Genomic DNA, 16,393 nt, shown 5'->3' with positions numbered 1-16,393 from the left:
CTTACGGGCATCCGCCGGGCGCAGAATTGATGCGTGAGTATCTTTCCCGAGAGCATGCGCAACCGACTGCGGTCGACCTTCACCGGGCAGCTCGAGGGGCAGCCGGAGTGGGTGCTCGCCCTCGACCAGGGTGATGACGCGGGCTTCTTCGACCCCGCGTCGGCCACCTGGGCGGTGCACGGCCAGACGGCCACCATCGCGGCCGGCGTTCGTGCCCTGCTCATGCAGGCGCTGCACCCGGGTGCGATGGCGGGCGTGCACGATTGGTCGCGGTACCGCGAAGACCCGCTCGGCCGGCTCGCAGGTACGATCCGCTGGATCTTCACCGTGACCTACGCCGACACCGAGACAGCCGTTTCTGCGTCGAACTGGGTGCTGAAGCTGCACGAGCGCGTGGTCGGAAGTTACCTCGACGCCCAGGGCCGTGAGCGTGACTACGCCGCGAACGACCCCGAACTGCTCAGCTGGGTGCACCTGGCGTTCACCGACTCGTTTCTCGCCACAGCGAAGCTCTGGAGCACGCCCATTCCCGGTGGGCCCGACGCTTATGTTCGCGAGTGGGCGAAGGCCGGTGAGCTGATGGGGGTGCCGAACCCGCCGAGGTCTGAGGCGGAGCTGCACGCTCAGATCCGCGCGTTTCTCACCTCCGGCACTCTGAAGAGCGACGAGCGAGTCGCCGAGGCGGTTCGGTTCATCCGCCGGCCGCCCCTGGCTCGCGGGCTGATGCCGGGTTATCGTGTGCTCTTCAACGGTGCTGTGGCGTCGATCGCGCCCGAATACCGCCGGATGCTCGGGCTGCAGCCCGCCCATCTGTGGCGGGTTCCGCTTCCCAGCGTCACCGCGACTCGGCTTGTGCTGAAGGTCGTGGGCGACATGCTCGGCACAGGGCCCGGACCGAGCGAACTCGCCGCTCGCCGCCGCCTCGCGCGCCTCGAACGAGTCGCAGCGCCCTAGTCTCGCGCGTCGTTTTTGGTCGCCATGCGCTCGACGAAGCGGCGTAAAGCGACGCGCGAACGCACTCAGCGCAGGCGCTGAGTCGGCGGCATCGGCTTGGGCGGCTCAGACAGCTTGCGTACCCGGCGGCGTTCCAGCCGAGCCGACACCACCATGACCAGCGCGAAGACGATGCCCGCGAGCATGATGATGAGCAGCACCGTGCCATAGGCGCCGTGCGTGATGGCATCGATCACCGCGGCGACCACGACGATGAACGAGCCGCCGAGGCCGAGCAGAGAGAAGCGGGTGGCCCGATCCATCGCCGGCCCGCCTAGGCCAGCCGGTGCGAAGGCGACGTGGTCTTGTCGGCGCTGCGCTCGACGACATCACCCAGCGCCTCGTCGATGCGTGTCAGCACCTCTGGCTCGAGCTTCACGCCGGCCGCGACCACGTTCGAGGCGATCTGTTCGGGCTTGGAGGCCCCGATGATGGCCGACGCGACGTTCGGGTTCTGCAGCACCCACGCGACCGCGAGCTGGGCCATCGTCAGCCCCAGGTCGTCGGCGATCGGCTGCAGCTTCTGCACCCGCGTCAGCGTCTCATCGCTCAGCCAGCTCTTGATCATGTCTTCGCCGCCCTTAGTGTCGGTGGCGCGCGATCCCTCGGGCAGTGCGGCGCCGGGCTTGTACTTGCCCGTCAGCACGCCCTGTGCAACCGGCGACCAGACGATCTGCGAGATGCCGAGTTCGACAGAGGCGGGAACCACCTCGGCCTCGATCACTCGCCAGAGCATCGAATACTGCGGCTGGTTCGAGATGAGCTGAAATCCCAGTTTCGTAGAAAGGGCGTGTGCCTCACGAAGTTGCGCGGCGGTCCATTCGCTGACGCCGATGTACAGCGCCTTGCCGGCCCGCACGATGTCGGCGAAGGCCGTCATCGTCTCTTCGAGTGGCGTCTCGTAGTCGTAGCGGTGCGCCTGGTAGAGGTCGACGTAATCGGTACGCAACCGGCGAAGCGAGCCGTCGATCGATTCCATGATGTGCTTGCGGCTGAGGCCGGTGTCGTTCGGGCCCTTCGGACCGGTCGGAAAGTACACCTTGGTGAAGATCTCCAGCGACGCGCGGCGCTCGTTCTTCAGCGCCTTGCCGAGCACCTTCTCTGCCGCGGTATTCGCGTAGCCGTCGGCCGTGTCGAACGTGGTGATGCCGGCCTCGAGGGCGGCCTGCACGCTCTCTCGGGCGATCTCGTTCTCAACCTGGGAACCGTGGGTCAGCCAGTTGCCGTAGGTGATTTCTGAGACCTTGAGGCCGCTGTTTCCGAGGTACCTGAATTCCATGTCTCCAGCGTAGCGTCGCCCGTGTCGACGGATGCTCGGCGAAGACCGTCAGCGCTGCAGCCCCATGCGCGCGATGCCCACGAGCGACTCGTTCGGCAGAAACGCCCGCGTCAGCCCGAGAGCGATCTTCGGCAGGTCTGCCTCGTCGCGATACAGCAGGCTCATCCGCTCGTAGCGCGGGTTGAATTTCGTCTTGAAGTTGTGCAGCGACTGAAACCCGTAGAGCGGCTCGAGAATTCTGCCGAGCGATTCGAGCAGAGCGTCGATGCCCTCGGGCTCACCCTGGTCGTCGGCCCGGGCGAGCGGTGCGCCCGAGAGCGAAACGAAGAGCGCACCCTCGGCCTGAAAGTACAGGCACGACGAGGCGATCAAGAACTCCATGACGGGCTTGAACCCGTCGTCTTTACGCCGCATGAGGTCGAGGGTCCAGCCGCGCACGGTGTCGCCGGCGCCATAGACGGGCAACCACGACAACACTCCCTGCACCGTCTGCGACTCGTCGAGAGCAAGGGCGGTCTTCACGTGCGGGTCGAGTGCTTCATCCACCCCGCCCAGCGTGAATCCCATCTCCGGCAGAGCCTTGTCGCCGACCCACTCTTCAGAAATGGCGCGCACTTGCGACACGATCGACCAGGGCTCGTCGGCCAGATTCGTCATGCGAAAGGTGATGTTCTCGCGCGTCGCCCGATTCAGCGAAGAGCGGATGGCCTGCCATTTCTTGCCCGTCATCTCGAGGGTCGGCAGGTCGATGATGGTGTCTTCGGCGACCTGCAGGTTCGTCCAGCCTTCGGGGGCTGCCGCGAGCGTCTCGTCAGAGACCGAGAAGAAGCACGGCACGAGACCGATCCGCTCGCACTCCGCGACGAATTCGCTCACGGTCTGCGCCAGGTTCTCGGCAGGGCCGACCGGGTCGCCCAGCGCGATCGCCGCGCCCGAGTATCGCTGGTAGGCGACATAACTCTGCCCGTCTGCGGTGATGAAGTACGAGTTCGCCTTCCACATGGTCATCCACGAGAGGGTGCCTCCGCCGTTTTCGGTCAAGATGTCGAGCGGGCTCTTGGGAGCATCCACTTGCCGAACGACGCGCCTCGATCGGCGCCAGGGCACCCGATAGGCGCCACGGCCGAGGAGCAAGACCACGAGAAGGGCGATCCAGAGCGACGAGTTGGTGAGCGCCTCGAACAAGCTGGGCGGAAAATCGACCGCCACGATGGCGTAGACGGTGAGTGCGACGAACTCGAGCACGTTGAACGCGCAGAGGCACACGGCGATCACCCACGGCAGACGGTATCCCTGCCTGATGCCATTCGCGATGAGGGCGATGATGATCACGTCGATCGCCAGGTCGATCCAGGTGCTCGCCCCCGGGCTCGCGCTGGTCGCGGGGTCGTCAGAAGGCAAGAGCGTGCCGATGATCTCGACCACGGCGAGAATCACCAGGCTGGCGAACGCCAGAATGCGCCACTCCCGCACCGAGGGCCGACCCTGCTTTCGGTGAAAGCCCTGAATGAACGGGGCCGCGACCACGACGCCCAGCACTCCGAGAAAGTGCTCGAGGTCGGCCAGCGACGAGATGTAGATGAGCGCCACCGTGACCGCAGCGAACAGCGCGAACCGAAGGCGCAGCCGCCAGGGCGCACGAAGCGTGATCATGGCGGCGGCCAGACAGGCGAACATGCCGCCCGACGGCCCGACGTCGTACTGGGTGGCGAGGTCGTTCGCCCACGAGCTGTCGAACGAGCGCGCGGCGAGCAGGATGAACAGGCTGCCCACGACCGCAACGATCTGCCCGGCCGCGAAGATGCCGAAGGCCCGGCGTGAGCCGAACTTTCGCTCCGCCCAGCCGACGCCCACGATGAGCCCGACGAGCACAAGTGCGTAATGGATCGGCAGCTGCGAGAAGAACGTGCCCGTAATCAGCGTCCACCACTGCCCGTCGAGAAACGAGGGCACCCCGTAGGCGATGCTGTGGTACCAGGGCTGACGATGCACCGGATCCCACAGGGCGCCGGTGGCGATGCCCAGAATCAAGAAGATGCCGAACAAGCCGGTGGTGAACGGAAAGCGTCGTGCGGTGCGCCCGATCGGCCCCACGACGACCCCTGCCGCTTGGGCGATGCCGGCGAGCCCCGAGACCCCGGCGAGGCCGGGAACGGCGGCGACGCCGGAGGCGTTCGTCTCGAGTCCGGCGCGCGCCGCGAGCGGGCTGAGGCTGCCGTCGGGCTCGAACAGGTCGCTCAACTCGAGGGTTCCGGTCGCGGTGTCGGCCGGGTCGACGGTGCGTTCGCTGCCGGGGGAGCCTGGCGCTGTCGACTGGTCTGCTGCCGACTGCTCCGCCGCCCGGACGGCTGCCCGGCGCGATCGGTACACGACGACGATGGCGATGATGACGACAGCGACGAGCACCACGAGCAGCGCGATCCACGTGAACTGGTGAATCAGCTCGATGGCGGCGTGGCCGAGCATCGAGACGGCCAGCACGATCGCTCCGGCCCACAGAATGGCGCCCGTGACGTTGGCTGCGAGAAAACGGCGGTAGGGCATCCGGAGCGTACCGGCCAGCGGGCCGACCAGAATGCGCAGAATGGCCACGAAACGACCGCCGACGACGGCCAGCGCGCCCCACCGGTTCATCGTGCCGATGGCGCGGTGGATGACCTCGGGGCTGAACCTGTTCGGAAACCGGCGCGAGCCGACCGCGAGCAACCGCACGCCGAACCGGTGCCCGATGAGGTAGCCGACGGAGTCTCCGACCACGGCTCCCACAACCGCCGAGCCCCAGACCAGCCACGGGGAGATGTGGCCGTCGAGCGACACGATCGTGGCCGCGATGAGCACGGTCTCGCCCGGCAGCGGAACCCCGATGCTCTCGACGGCGACGAACCCGGCGACAGTGAGCATGATGAGCAGCGGCGGAATCGTCGCGAGCCACTGGTCCACTGTTCGCCCCTTGTCGTCGGCCTGCCTTCGGTGCTGCTGGTGTTGCTGGTGTTACTGGTGCTGCTCGAGCTGCTGTCCTGCTGCTGCGGCCAATCACCATAGTAAGGGCGTGCCCGGGGCTATTCTTTAGCTCATGAGCCAAGTCGAGATCACAACCGTCTCCTACACCGTTTCAGCGGACTACTACGCGACCGTGGGTGCCGACTTCGACACCGAAGCCGTCGACGACGCGGTGCTCGCCCAGCTCAATTCGATGCTTCCCGAGGGCATCGTCGTGCACCGCAACGGCAAGGCCTTCGCCGAGCGCGAGCTCGAGGCCGAGGCCCGCGCCATCGATTGGGATGCCCTGCTCAAGCGCATCGACGTCGACCAGATTCTCGCCGACAACCCGCGCTGACGCCGGCACCCGCGCTGACGCCCGCCGCACCTCAGGCGGCTCAGGTGCCGCGTTGCCGCCCCGCTATCCCCGCCGGGTTTGCGCAGATGCACCTTTATGGCGGCCGGAAGGTGCGTCTGCGCAAAACGGAGGCGGTCGGCATGCAGGCGAACGGGCGAGATGGGCGAGAATGGTGAGATGACCGCAACACTCGTCGCAAAGAACCTGTCGGGCGGCCATGGGCACCGGGTGCTGTTCACGGGGCTCGACCTGACGGTCGCCCCGGGCGACATGGTTGGGTTGGTGGGCGCGAATGGCGCAGGTAAGACCACCTTGTTGCGTCTGTTGGCGGGGGTGGATGCTCCGCTCGCCGGCACCGTCGCGCTCGCGCCGCCCGATGCCTTCGTCGGCTGGCTGCCGCAAGAGCACGAGCGGGTCGGCGGCGAGACGATCGCCGCGTACATCGGTCGGCGCACCGGCTGCACTGAGGCGACCGCCGACATGGAGCGAACCTCGGTCGAGCTCGGCGGTGACGACCCCCTGGCGGCCGACGCCTATTCGGTCGCCCTCGACCGCTGGCTGGCGAGCGGTGCCGCCGATCTGGATGACCGTATTCCCGCTACGCTCGCCGAACTCGGTCTCGAGGCCGACCCCACCGCTCTCATGACGGGACTCTCGGGAGGCCAGGCCGCCCGCGTGGCGCTCGCGGCGTTGCTGCTCTCGCGTTTCGATCTGGTGCTGCTCGACGAACCCACCAACGATCTCGACCTCGACGGCCTCGCCCGCCTCGAGTCCTTCGTTCGCGGGTTGCGCGGAGGCGTCGTGCTGGTGTCGCACGACCGGGAGTTCTTGGCTCGCTGCGTCACCACGGTGGTCGAACTCGACCTCGCCCAGAACAGTATCGGCGTCTACAACGGCGGGTACGACGCCTTTCTCGACGAACGCGAGACGGCCAAGCGCCACGCCCGCGACGAATACGAGGAGTTCGCCTCGAAGAAGGCCGACCTCGTGGGCCGCGCGCGAACGCAACGGGAATGGTCGTCGCAGGGTGTGCGCAATGCGCTGAAAAAGGCGCCGGACAACGACAAGATCCGCCGCCGGGCATCCGTCGAATCCAGCGAGAAGCAGGCCCAGAAGTTGCGGCAGATGGAGAGTCGCATCGCACGCCTCGACGAGGTCGACGAGCCGCGCAAAGAGTGGCAGCTGCAGTTCTCGATCGGGCAGGCGCCACGATCGAGCGCGGTCGTCTCGACCCTCAGCGCCGTCACGGCCCGCCAAGGCGACTTCACCCTCGGCCCGGTGTCGCTGCAGATCGACGGCGGCGACCGCATCGGAATCACGGGGCCGAACGGTGCGGGCAAGTCGACGTTGCTGCGCCTTCTGCTCGGCACCCAGCTGCCTTCGGAGGGATCCGCGAGTCTCGGCCGTACTGTTGCCATCGGCGAGATCGACCAGGCGCGTGCGCTACTCGACGGCGAGATGCCGCTGCGTGAAGCCGTCGCCGCCCAGGTGCCCGATCTGCCCGAGGCCGAGGTTCGCACCCTGCTGGCGAAGTTCGGGCTGAAGGCCGACCACGTCGACCGGCCCGTTTCGAGCCTGTCGCCCGGCGAGCGAACTCGTGCCGCACTCGCACTGTTGCAGGCGCGGGGCGTGAACCTGCTCGTGCTCGACGAACCGACGAACCACCTCGACCTCGCCGCGATCGAGCAGCTCGAGCAAGCGCTCGACAGCTACGACGGCACGCTGTTGCTCGTCACCCATGACCGGCGCATGCTCGAAACGGTGCGGCTCACGCGCCAGCTCAGCGTGAGCGACGGAATCGTTACGGAGCTCTGATCGTATGCCCGAAGACGTATACGTTCACGTTGCCCTCGCTCGAGGAATCAACGTAGGCACGAGCCATCAGGTGACCATGGATGATCTGCGGGGCGTCTTCGAGAATCTCGGCTACACCGGGGTGCGCACCCTGCTGCGCAGCGGCAACGTCGTGTTCTCGGCCGCTGCGCCGATCGGGCCGGCCGAGGTCACTGCTATCGAAGCCGAGTTCGAGCGAGTTGCCGGGTTCACCGCCGGGTTCGTGGTGCTGAGCGGCCGTGAGTTCCTTGAGATCACTAACGAGAACCCTCTGCTCGACATTGCCGTCAACCCAGCGCAGAGCCTCGTGGCCTACGTGCCGCCGACTGCCGATGCCCGTTCCGCGCTGGCAGCCGAAGAACTCGAACCGCCCGACCCCGAGTGGCTGGCACCCGAGGTGATGGCGGTCGGCAAGCGCGCTGTGTACCTGTGGTGCCCCAACGGTGTCTCGAAGAGCAAGGTTCCCGCGGCGTTCTGGAAGCGTGTCGGCCCTGTCTACACCGCGCGAAACCTGAACACCACGAGCAAGTTGAGCGAGATGGTGCGGGCGCGGTTGCTGGAGTGATCGGACTATGGCCGTGACCGGACTGCTGTGCTGACGGTGCTGCAGCGGTGACGCAGTGCTGGCGGTGCTGGCGCGCTGACGGCGCGGTAGTGCTGGCGGGGCGGCCGCGCTGACCGGCCTCGGTGGCAGTGCCGATGACAGTGCTGGTGGCAGTGCCGATGTCGGTGGCGCGGCTTAGGCTGGGGGAGTGGCAGAGGGCGCGAAACGAGCGGCCGACTGGGCGCCGAAACCGGTGCCCGCGGCGGGTTCCGCGCGCCCGACGGTTTTCGGCGGCCTCGACGACGACGGCACGGCAACCATGCTGCACATCGACATGGACGCGTTCTTCGCGTCGGTAGAACTGCTCGAGCATCCGGAGCTCGTCGGCAAGGCCGTCATCGTGGGCCACGCCGGTGGCCGCGGAGTCGTCACGTCAGCCACCTACGAGGCGCGCCGGTTCGGCGTGCACTCGGCCATGCCGGTCGCTCGCGCTCTGCAGCTCTGCCCGCACGCGGTCGTGCTGCCGGGTCACCGCGAGAAGTACACGCACTACTCGAGCGAAGTGATGCGTATTTTTCGCGATGTCACTCCGCTGGTCGAGCCGTTGAGCATCGACGAGGCCTTTCTCGACGTGGCCGGAGCCCGCCGACTGCTCGGCTCGCCGTCGACCATCGGCGCCGCCGTTCGGCAGCGCGTCTTCGACGAGACGGGGCTCACCTGTTCGGTGGGAGCGGCATCGACCAAGTTCATCGCCAAGATGGCCTCTGGCCGGGCCAAGCCCGACGGCATGCTCGTCATTCCGGCGCGGGCGACGCTCGACTTTCTGCATCCGTTGCCGATCTCGGCGCTCTGGGGCGTCGGGGCGACGACGGCCGACGCGCTGGCGCGGCTGGGCATCCGCACGGTAGCCGATCTCGCCGCGACGCCGCTGCCCACCCTGAAAAACCGCGTGGGTGAGGCAAACGGGCAGAAGCTCTACGATCTGGCCCACGGTCGCGACGCGCGCGCGGTGGTCACGACCCGCAGCGAGAAGAGCATCGGGCACGAGATGACGTTCGAGCACGACGTGGCGGATGCCCGGCAGGTGCGGCTCGAACTGCTGCGCCAATCCGATCAGGTCGCCGTTCGGTTGCGCCGCGCGGGACTGGCCGGCAAGACCGTGGCGCTGAAGCTGCGCTTCACCGACTTCTCGACCATCACGAGGTCACGCACTCTGTCGGAGCCGACCGATCTCGCGCAGACCATCTCTGACGCGGCGCGCGATCTGTTCGACGCGCTCGGCCCGATGGTTCAGCGCGTGCGACTCATCGGGGTTCGCGTCGAGAACCTCGTCGAGGCAGCCGATGTGGTGCATCAGCCGTCGTTGTGGGCAGACGAGTCCGCCCCGTCAGACGGCTGGCGTGATGCGGAGGTGACCGTCGACCGCGTGGCCGCCAAGTTCGGCGCAGGCGCCGTGCGGCGTGCCTCTCTCGTGCGGTCGGCCAGCGAGCATCCGGTGACGCCGCCGTTCTCACCCGACTCGTAGCCGCTTCGCCGCACCTGCCGCCCCCGCCGCGCCCGCAGCCTGTCGCCACGGGTGCGCGTAGCAGCACGTGCCCGGCTCGGCCCCGCCCTGTCTCGGTCCGTGCGCCATTTCGTAGGAGATGGGAGGGGGGAGTGTCGCTATGGCCGTCAGCCTGTCGACATTTCCTACGAAACGACGGCGCGCTGTGTGCGCAGCGGGTCAGCCGCGTCGGAAAACGGTGGCCGAATGCGGCGGCAGTCTGGTGAGAGCGGGCGAAAGGGTTGGTGACGCGTTGCCGGCCGGGGCGGTGTCGGCATCAGCGCTGGCAGCGTCGGCGTTGGTGCCGAAGGTGGCGGCGGTGCCGGAGATGGCGGCGGTGCCGGACGCGGCGGCATCAGTGTAGGCGGCGGTGCCGGACGCGGCGGCATCAGTGTAGGCGGCGGTGCCGGACGCGGCGGCATCAGCAGAGGCGGCGACAGCGGGGTCGGGGGCGTCGGCCAGAACATCGTGCGTCGACAGCAGCACCTCGCCCACCTCGGCGTCGAGGGCTGCGCCGTCGATCGGCGCGCCAGAGAAGTTGATGAGAATGCTCACCGCCCCGCGGCGCAGTTCAAACCAGCGCGCAGCCTCGTCGAAGCGCACCGACGTCTCGCCGAAGCGCGGGTCGGTGAACTCGGGTGAGCTGCGGCGCAGCGTCGCGAGCTGGCGGTAGAGGCGCAGAAGCCGCGCATGCCGGCCAGAGAGGGCTTCGGCCCAGTCGAGCTTCGAGTTCTCGAACGTTGCGGGGTCTTGGGGGTCGGGAACGGCGGATTCATCCCACCCCATCTTCGCGAACTCGGCGATGCGGCCCTTCGCGGTGGCCTCGCCGAGCTCGGGCTCGGGATGCGACGTGAAGAACTGCCACGGAGTCGAGGCCGCCCACTCCTCGCCCATGAACAACATCGGGGTGAACGGCCCGAGCAGAGTGAGTGTTGCCGCGATGCCGAGCTGACCGTCAGTCAGCGACGCGCTGAGCCGATCGCCTGTGGCACGATTGCCGATCTGGTCGTGGTTCTGATTCGCCACGACCAGGCGCCACGAGGAGGTGTGCTCGGTGTCGATGGGTTTGCCGTGGTTCTTCTCGCGAAAGCTCGAGTAGGTTCCGTTGTGAAAGAAGCCCTCGGTCAGCACCTTCGCCAGCGCCGAGATGGGTTCGAAATCGGCGTAGTACCCGGTGGTCTCGCCCGTCAGCGCGACGTGCACGGCGTGGTGGAAGTCGTCGCTCCATTGCCCCGTGAGCCCGTAGCCTTCGCTCTCGCGCGGAGTGAACATGACGGGGTCATTGAGGTCGGACTCGGCGATCAGCGTGAGCGGGCGGCCGACGAACGACGACAGCGCTTCGACCTCGCTCGAGAGCTGGGCGAGCAGGTGAGGGTCGGAGTCGTCGTGCAGCGCGTGCACGGCATCGAGGCGCAGCCCGTCGACGTGGTAGTCATTCAGCCACATCAGCGCGTTATCGATGATGTACCGGCGAACCTCGGCCGAGTCGTCGCCGTCGAGGTTGATCGACGAACCCCAGGTATTGGCACTGGCATCGCTGAGGTAGGGGCCGAAGAGCGGGAGGTAGTTGCCGCTCGGACCGAGGTGGTTGTAGACGACGTCTTGGATGACCGCCAGTCCCTTGGAGTGGCAGGCATCGACGAAACGCTGGTACCCTTCGGGGCCGCCGTACAGCTCGTGCACCGCGAACCAGAGCACGCCGTCGTAGCCCCAGTTGTGCGTGCCGTTGAACGCGTTGACGGGCAGCAGCTCGACGAAGTCGACACCGATCGACACGAGGTGGTCGAGCTTGTCGATGGCGGCGTCGAGGGTGCCTTCGGGGGTGAACGTGCCGATGTGCAGCTCGTAGATCTCCCCGCCCGCAAGCTGACGGCCCTTCCAGGAGCCGTCGCTCCAGACGAAGCGGGAGGAGTCATAGGTGCGTGAGAGACCGTGAACGCCCGTCGGCTGCCGCCGCGAGCGAGGATCGGGCAACGTCAGGTCGTCAGTCGAACCTGAGGGATCGATCACGTAGCCGTAATCCGCCTCGATGAAGCCGCTGAGTTCGGGCGCGCTCCACCAGCCGCCGGAACGCGGCGTCATCACGACCGAAGTCAGGTCGGCCGAGAGCTCCCGATACCTCAGCGTCACCGAGGAGGCCCGCGGTGCCCAGACATCGAACTGTTTGAGTGCCATGATTCAGCTTTCCGTCATCGGTACGAGCAGGGCGACCGGGTAGGTCGCGAGAAGGTCGGCGAGACGGATGCCGTCACCCGGGTACGAGCGCCCCGTGATCACGTCGTGCACCCGTTCGTAGTCCGTTGAGATCGTCGTTTCGCCCCAGCCGCCGCGCTCAGCGAGCCCGACGGGCAGGCGCGTGACGACGGTGATGGCCTCGTCGCGGTCGAAGGCGACAACGTGATGTGCGGCCGAGCCGACGGCGACGAGCGGTCGGTACCCCTCGAACTGTCCGGGCTTGTCGCGGCGCAGCCGAAGGGCGCGCGAGGTGATGAGCAGTTTTGCCGCCCCGGTCTCGTCGATCGGCGGCAGATCGCCGGCGTCGAGCCTCGCCAGCATTGCGCGCCGCACGTCGAAGTCGACCGCACGCCGGTTGTCGGGGTCGACCAACGAGGTCTCCCACAATTCGCTGCCCTGGTACACATCGGGTGAGCCCGGTGCGGTCAGCTGCAACAGCTTCAGCGAGAGCGAGTTCGACCAGCCGGGTTGCTCGACGAGCTTCAAGAACCCCGAGAGCACCCGCCGAACCTCGTGCGAGTCGAACGCGCTGTCGACAAGACGGTGCATTCGAGACTCGAACTCTTCGTCGACGGTGAGCCAGCCGGTCGAATCGCCTGCTTCGCGCGCCGCCTTCTCTGCGTAGGCGTGAAGTCTCTCCCGCGATACGGGCCAGGAACCGACAATCGCCTGCCACAGCAGATTCTCCAGTTGCCCGTCGCCGAGCGGGGCGAGTGTGCGCAACTGGCCGAGAGTGGATGCCCACTGCTCGGGCAACTCGGAGATGACGCTGATTCTGGCGCGGGTGTCTTCGCCTCGCTTCGTATCGTGGGTCGACAGGGTGGTCATCGTGTTCGGGTACGACCGCAGCCGTGTCACCTGCCGCTTGTGGAACTCAGCGACCGAGATGGCGAACTCGGCGGGGTCTGCGCCGACCTCGTTGAGCGACGTGAGCCGGTTGAAACGGTAGAACGCTGTATCTTCGACACCCTTCGCCATGACCATTCCCGAGGTCTGCTGAAAGCGCTTCGCCGCGATGTTGGAGGAATCGCTCAGGGCGGGCAGCAGCGCGTCGATCGTCGCTGACAGATCGGGGCGGTAGGTCTCTGCAAGATCGGCCGCTTCGTGGAGTTGCTCCACACCCAGCGGAAGGTAGGAACGGTACACAGGAAAGCAGGTCAGCAGCTCGGCGATCGCATCGGCGATCGAGGTTGCATCGAGCGTCGGCAACCCCGCGGGGAACGGCTCCCCACCCGGGGACACCGTGCCCGAGACATCCACTGCTCGACTCGCGGCGAGGTCACGAACGATGCGCAGTACTTCGGAGCGCAGAATGCCGTCGGCGATCCCGCGCTTGGTCGTGTGGATCAGGTCAGCGAACGACGAGGGTGCCGGGCGGGCACCCGTCGCCAGCCTTCGGTCGAGCTCGTCGAGCGGCTGCTGACCTGCGGGGTCGACCAGCACGCGGTCGAAGTCGGCAAGCGCGTCGTACCCGGTCGTGCCCGCTGTTGCCCACTCGGCAGGCAGCGGCTCACGGCCTTCGAGAATCTTCTCGACGAGAACGTAGCTGTGGCCGGTGAGGCCACCGAGCCGCTCGAGGTAACCCTCGGGGTCGCGAAGGCCGTCGGGATGATCGACCCGCAGACCGTCGGCGAGACCCTCGTCGAACCAGCGCGCGATCTCGAGGTGCGATTCGTCGAACACGCCGGCGTCTTCGACCCGGATGCCCGCGAGCGAGTTCACGGCGAAAAAACGCCGATAGTTCAGGTCGTAGTCGGCGCGGTGCCAGTTCACCAATTCGTAGTTCTGACGAGAGTGCACGGTGCGGGCATCTGCCCCGTCTTCGTAGCTGCCCGGAGCAAGCGGATAGCGGTTGTCGTAGTAGTGCAGCTCAGCCCCGACGATCTCGAGGCCGTCGAGGGAATCGTCGCCGAGCACTGGAATGCGCACCTTGCCGTTGCCGAACTGCCAGTCCACGTCGAAGGCCACGGCAAATCGCGAGAGTTGCCCGTGCTTCAGCAGATCCCACCACCAGGTGCTCTCTGCGGGCGTCGCAACACCCACGTGGTTCGGAACGATGTCGATGAGCACTCCGAGGCCGAGTTCGCGTGCCGCGCCGACCGCCTGATCGAGGCCGGCGGAACCGCCGCGGGCCGGATCGATCTGCGAGTGGTCGACGACGTCGTAACCGTGGTTCGAGCCGGGCTCGGCCTTCAGAATCGGCGAGAAGTACAGCCAGTCGGCGCCGAGGTCTTTGAGGTACCCAGCGACGTCGGCAGCCTGCTGAAGGGTGAACTCCGAGGTGATCTGCAATCGGTAGGTCGAGCGGGGAACGCGCATCAAGGTCTTCTCTCGTTCACGAGGCGTGGGAGGGGAGTTCGGCGGCCGGGTCAGCCCGCTGACGGCCGGTTGGCGGGAATCACGGGAACCGCGCCGGTCATGCTGCTAAGCGAAGCGGCGACCGAGTGATCGGGGTCTGGCACATCGGCGCGATGTGCACGCAGCACCATCATCGACTTCGGATGCACGGTGACGATGTCTGCCGGTTTGCTGGGCGCCTCGTCGGTCGCCTGACCCGCCGTGTCGATCACGACGTCCCACGCGACTCCGTATTCTGCGCTGGGCAGGGTGAAGGGAACCTCGACGTCGTCCGCGTTGAAGTAGAGCAAGAAGTTCACGTCGGTGACCCGCTCGCCGCGATAGTCACGACCGCGGATTCCCTGACCGTTGAGGTAGACACCGACGGAACGGCTGAGCGGGGCATCCCATTCTTCCGGCTCCATCTCGCCCGCCTCGGGGTTCAGCCACACGATGTCGGGAAGGGGCTCGCCGCGCCCGCGCCGCACGGGCCGGCCGTCGAAGAACCGGCTGCGCCGGAAGGTGGGATGCTCTTTGCGCAGACGCATCACGGCCGAGGTGAACTCGGTGAGCGGCTCGTCGGCGCGCTTCCAGTGCACCCACGAAAGCTCGTTGTCTTGCGCGTAGGTGTTGTTGTTGCCGTTCTGGGTGCGCCCGAGTTCGTCACCGTGCAGCAGCATCGGCACACCCTGCGAGAGCAACAGCGTCGCTAAGAAGTTGCGCTGCTGACGCGCGCGCAAGGCCCGGATGGCCGGGTCGTCGGTGGGACCCTCCGCCCCGCCGTTCCAGCTGCGGTTGCTCGACTCGCCGTCGTTGCCGTTCTCGCCGTTCGCCTCATTGTGCTTCTCGTTGTACGACACCAGGTCGGCCAGGGTGAATCCGTCGTGCGCCGTGACGAAGTTGATTGAGGCGACAGGGCGGCGACCGGAATGCTCGTAGAGGTCGCTCGAGCCTGTGAACCGCGACGCGAACTCACCCAGCGTCGACGGTTCGCCACGCCAGAAGTCACGCACGGTGTCACGATACTTGCCGTTCCACTCCGACCACTGCGGAGGGAAGTTACCCACCTGGTAGCCGCCGGGCCCGACGTCCCATGGCTCGGCGATCAGCTTCACCTGCGAGACCACCGGGTCTTGCTGCACGAGCTCGAAGAAGCTCGACAGCCGGTCGACGTCGTAGAACTCGCGCGCCAAGGTCGAGGCGAGGTCGAAGCGGAATCCGTCGACGTGCATCTCGATGACCCAGTAGCGTAACGAGTCCATGATCAACTGCAAGGAGTGAGGATGACGCACGTTGAGGGTGTTGCCCGTGCCGGTGTAGTCCATGTAGTACCGCTTGTCGTCATCCATCAAGCGGTAGTAGGCCTCGTTGTCGATGCCGCGGAACGAGATTGTGGGGCCGAGATGGTTGCCCTCGGCGGTGTGGTTGTACACGACGTCGAGAATGACTTCGATGTTGGCCGCGTGTAAGGCCTTGACCATGCCCTTGAACTCTTGCACCTGCTGGCCGCGCTCACCGGCTGACGAATACGCGCTGTGAGGTGCGAAGAACCCGATGGTGTTGTAGCCCCAGTAGTTGTGCAGACCCTTGTCGAGCAGCGTCGAGTCTTGAACGAACTGGTGAACCGGCATGAGCTCGATGGCCGTGACACCGAGCCGTTGCAGGTGCTCGATGGTGGCGGGGTGCGCGATGCCCGCGTAGGTGCCGCGCTGGTCTTTCGGAATCTCGTGGTTGAGCTCGGTGAGCCCTTTCACGTGCGCCTCGTAGATGATGGTCTCGTTGTAGGGAACACGCAATGCCCGGTCGCCCGACCAATCGAAGAACGGATTGATGACGACGCCGTACATCATGTGCTTGGCGGAGTCGAGGTCGTTCTCGCTGTCAGGGTCGCCGAAGTTGTAGGCGAACAGCGACTGGTCCCAGTCGATGGTTCCGCTGGTGGCCTTCGCGTACGGGTCGAGCAGCAGCTTGTTGGGGTTGAACCGCAGCCCGTTCTTCGGGTCGTACGGCCCGTAGACGCGGTAGCCGTAACGCTGGCCCGGCTGAACCTGCGGCAGGTAACAGTGCCAGACGAACGCGTCGACCTCGTGCAGAAGAATGCGGGTCTCTGCGCCTTTCTCGCCGAACAGGCACAGTTCGACCTTCTCTGCACCCTCGCTGAAGATCGCGAAGTTGGTACCACTGCCGTCGAAGGTCGCTCCGAGCGGGTAGGCGGATCCTGGCCAGCTGTCCACAAATGACTCCAGTTGATGTATTGGTTCGGTGATCGTCGGTCGGGGCAGGCTACGCGCA

The 16,393-nt window shown here is 66.6% G+C and carries 11 protein-coding genes; 5 read left to right on the top strand and 6 right to left on the bottom strand.

Annotated elements, in window-relative coordinates:
- Nucleotides 1-33: 33 nt before the first annotated feature.
- Nucleotides 34-954 (top strand): oxygenase MpaB family protein, encoded by a 921-nt coding sequence (locus LQ955_RS09535; RefSeq protein WP_390623462.1) that lies wholly within the window; start codon nt 34-36, stop codon nt 952-954.
- Between the two features lie 65 nt (nt 955-1,019).
- Here the strand turns inward: LQ955_RS09535 and LQ955_RS09530 are convergent, their stop codons facing one another.
- Genes LQ955_RS09530 through LQ955_RS09520 form a run of 3 tightly spaced genes read right to left on the bottom strand, consistent with a single transcriptional unit; the run spans nt 1,020 to nt 5,212 of the window.
- Nucleotides 1,020-1,256: a hypothetical protein gene (locus LQ955_RS09530; RefSeq protein WP_231027918.1), complete on the bottom strand. Its 237-nt coding sequence runs from the start codon at nt 1,254-1,256 to the stop codon at nt 1,020-1,022.
- Nucleotides 1,257-1,267: 11 nt separating this feature from the next.
- Complete coding sequence (locus LQ955_RS09525; RefSeq protein WP_231027917.1) at nt 1,268-2,272, bottom strand: aldo/keto reductase family protein; 1,005 nt, start codon at nt 2,270-2,272, stop codon at nt 1,268-1,270.
- Nucleotides 2,273-2,320: 48 nt separating this feature from the next.
- On the bottom strand, nt 2,321-5,212 hold the full coding sequence (locus tag LQ955_RS09520) for a rhomboid family intramembrane serine protease (protein WP_231027916.1): 2,892 nt from the start codon (nt 5,210-5,212) through the stop codon (nt 2,321-2,323).
- Between the two features lie 133 nt (nt 5,213-5,345).
- Here LQ955_RS09520 and LQ955_RS09515 point away from each other — a divergent pair, with 133 nt between their 5' ends.
- From LQ955_RS09515 to LQ955_RS09500, 4 genes are all read left to right on the top strand, one after another.
- The gene (locus LQ955_RS09515; RefSeq protein WP_231027915.1) at nt 5,346-5,609 is read left to right on the top strand and encodes a hypothetical protein; all 264 of its coding nucleotides are present in this window, start codon (nt 5,346-5,348) and stop codon (nt 5,607-5,609) included.
- Nucleotides 5,610-5,786: 177 nt separating this feature from the next.
- Nucleotides 5,787-7,424, top strand: coding sequence for an ABC-F family ATP-binding cassette domain-containing protein (locus LQ955_RS09510; RefSeq protein ID WP_231027914.1), 1,638 nt, complete (start codon nt 5,787-5,789; stop codon nt 7,422-7,424).
- 4 nt (nt 7,425-7,428) lie between these two features.
- Nucleotides 7,429-8,007, top strand: a complete 579-nt coding sequence (locus LQ955_RS09505) for a DUF1697 domain-containing protein (RefSeq protein WP_231027913.1) — start codon at nt 7,429-7,431, stop codon at nt 8,005-8,007.
- 298 nt (nt 8,008-8,305) lie between these two features.
- On the top strand, nt 8,306-9,511 hold the full coding sequence (locus tag LQ955_RS09500) for a DNA polymerase IV (RefSeq protein WP_390623480.1): 1,206 nt from the start codon (nt 8,306-8,308) through the stop codon (nt 9,509-9,511).
- Nucleotides 9,512-9,709: 198 nt separating this feature from the next.
- Here the strand turns inward: LQ955_RS09500 and treZ are convergent, their stop codons facing one another.
- Genes treZ through glgX form a run of 3 tightly spaced genes read right to left on the bottom strand, consistent with a single transcriptional unit; the run spans nt 9,710 to nt 16,335 of the window.
- Nucleotides 9,710-11,704: a malto-oligosyltrehalose trehalohydrolase gene (gene treZ / locus LQ955_RS09495; protein WP_231027911.1), complete on the bottom strand. Its 1,995-nt coding sequence runs from the start codon at nt 11,702-11,704 to the stop codon at nt 9,710-9,712.
- A 3-nt stretch (nt 11,705-11,707) separates the two neighbouring features.
- Nucleotides 11,708-14,083 (bottom strand): malto-oligosyltrehalose synthase, encoded by a 2,376-nt coding sequence (gene treY, locus LQ955_RS09490; RefSeq protein ID WP_231027910.1) that lies wholly within the window; start codon nt 14,081-14,083, stop codon nt 11,708-11,710.
- 50 nt (nt 14,084-14,133) lie between these two features.
- Nucleotides 14,134-16,335: a glycogen debranching protein GlgX gene (gene glgX, locus LQ955_RS09485; protein WP_231027909.1), complete on the bottom strand. Its 2,202-nt coding sequence runs from the start codon at nt 16,333-16,335 to the stop codon at nt 14,134-14,136.
- Between the last annotated feature and the right edge of the window lie 58 nt (nt 16,336-16,393).

This window comes from Subtercola endophyticus, from assembly GCF_021044565.1.
In the GTDB taxonomy this organism is placed as follows: Bacteria; Actinomycetota; Actinomycetes; order Actinomycetales; family Microbacteriaceae; genus Subtercola; species Subtercola endophyticus.
The sequence above is the reverse complement of the archived record's forward strand: the minus strand, read 5'-3'. Positions and strand labels throughout refer to the sequence as shown.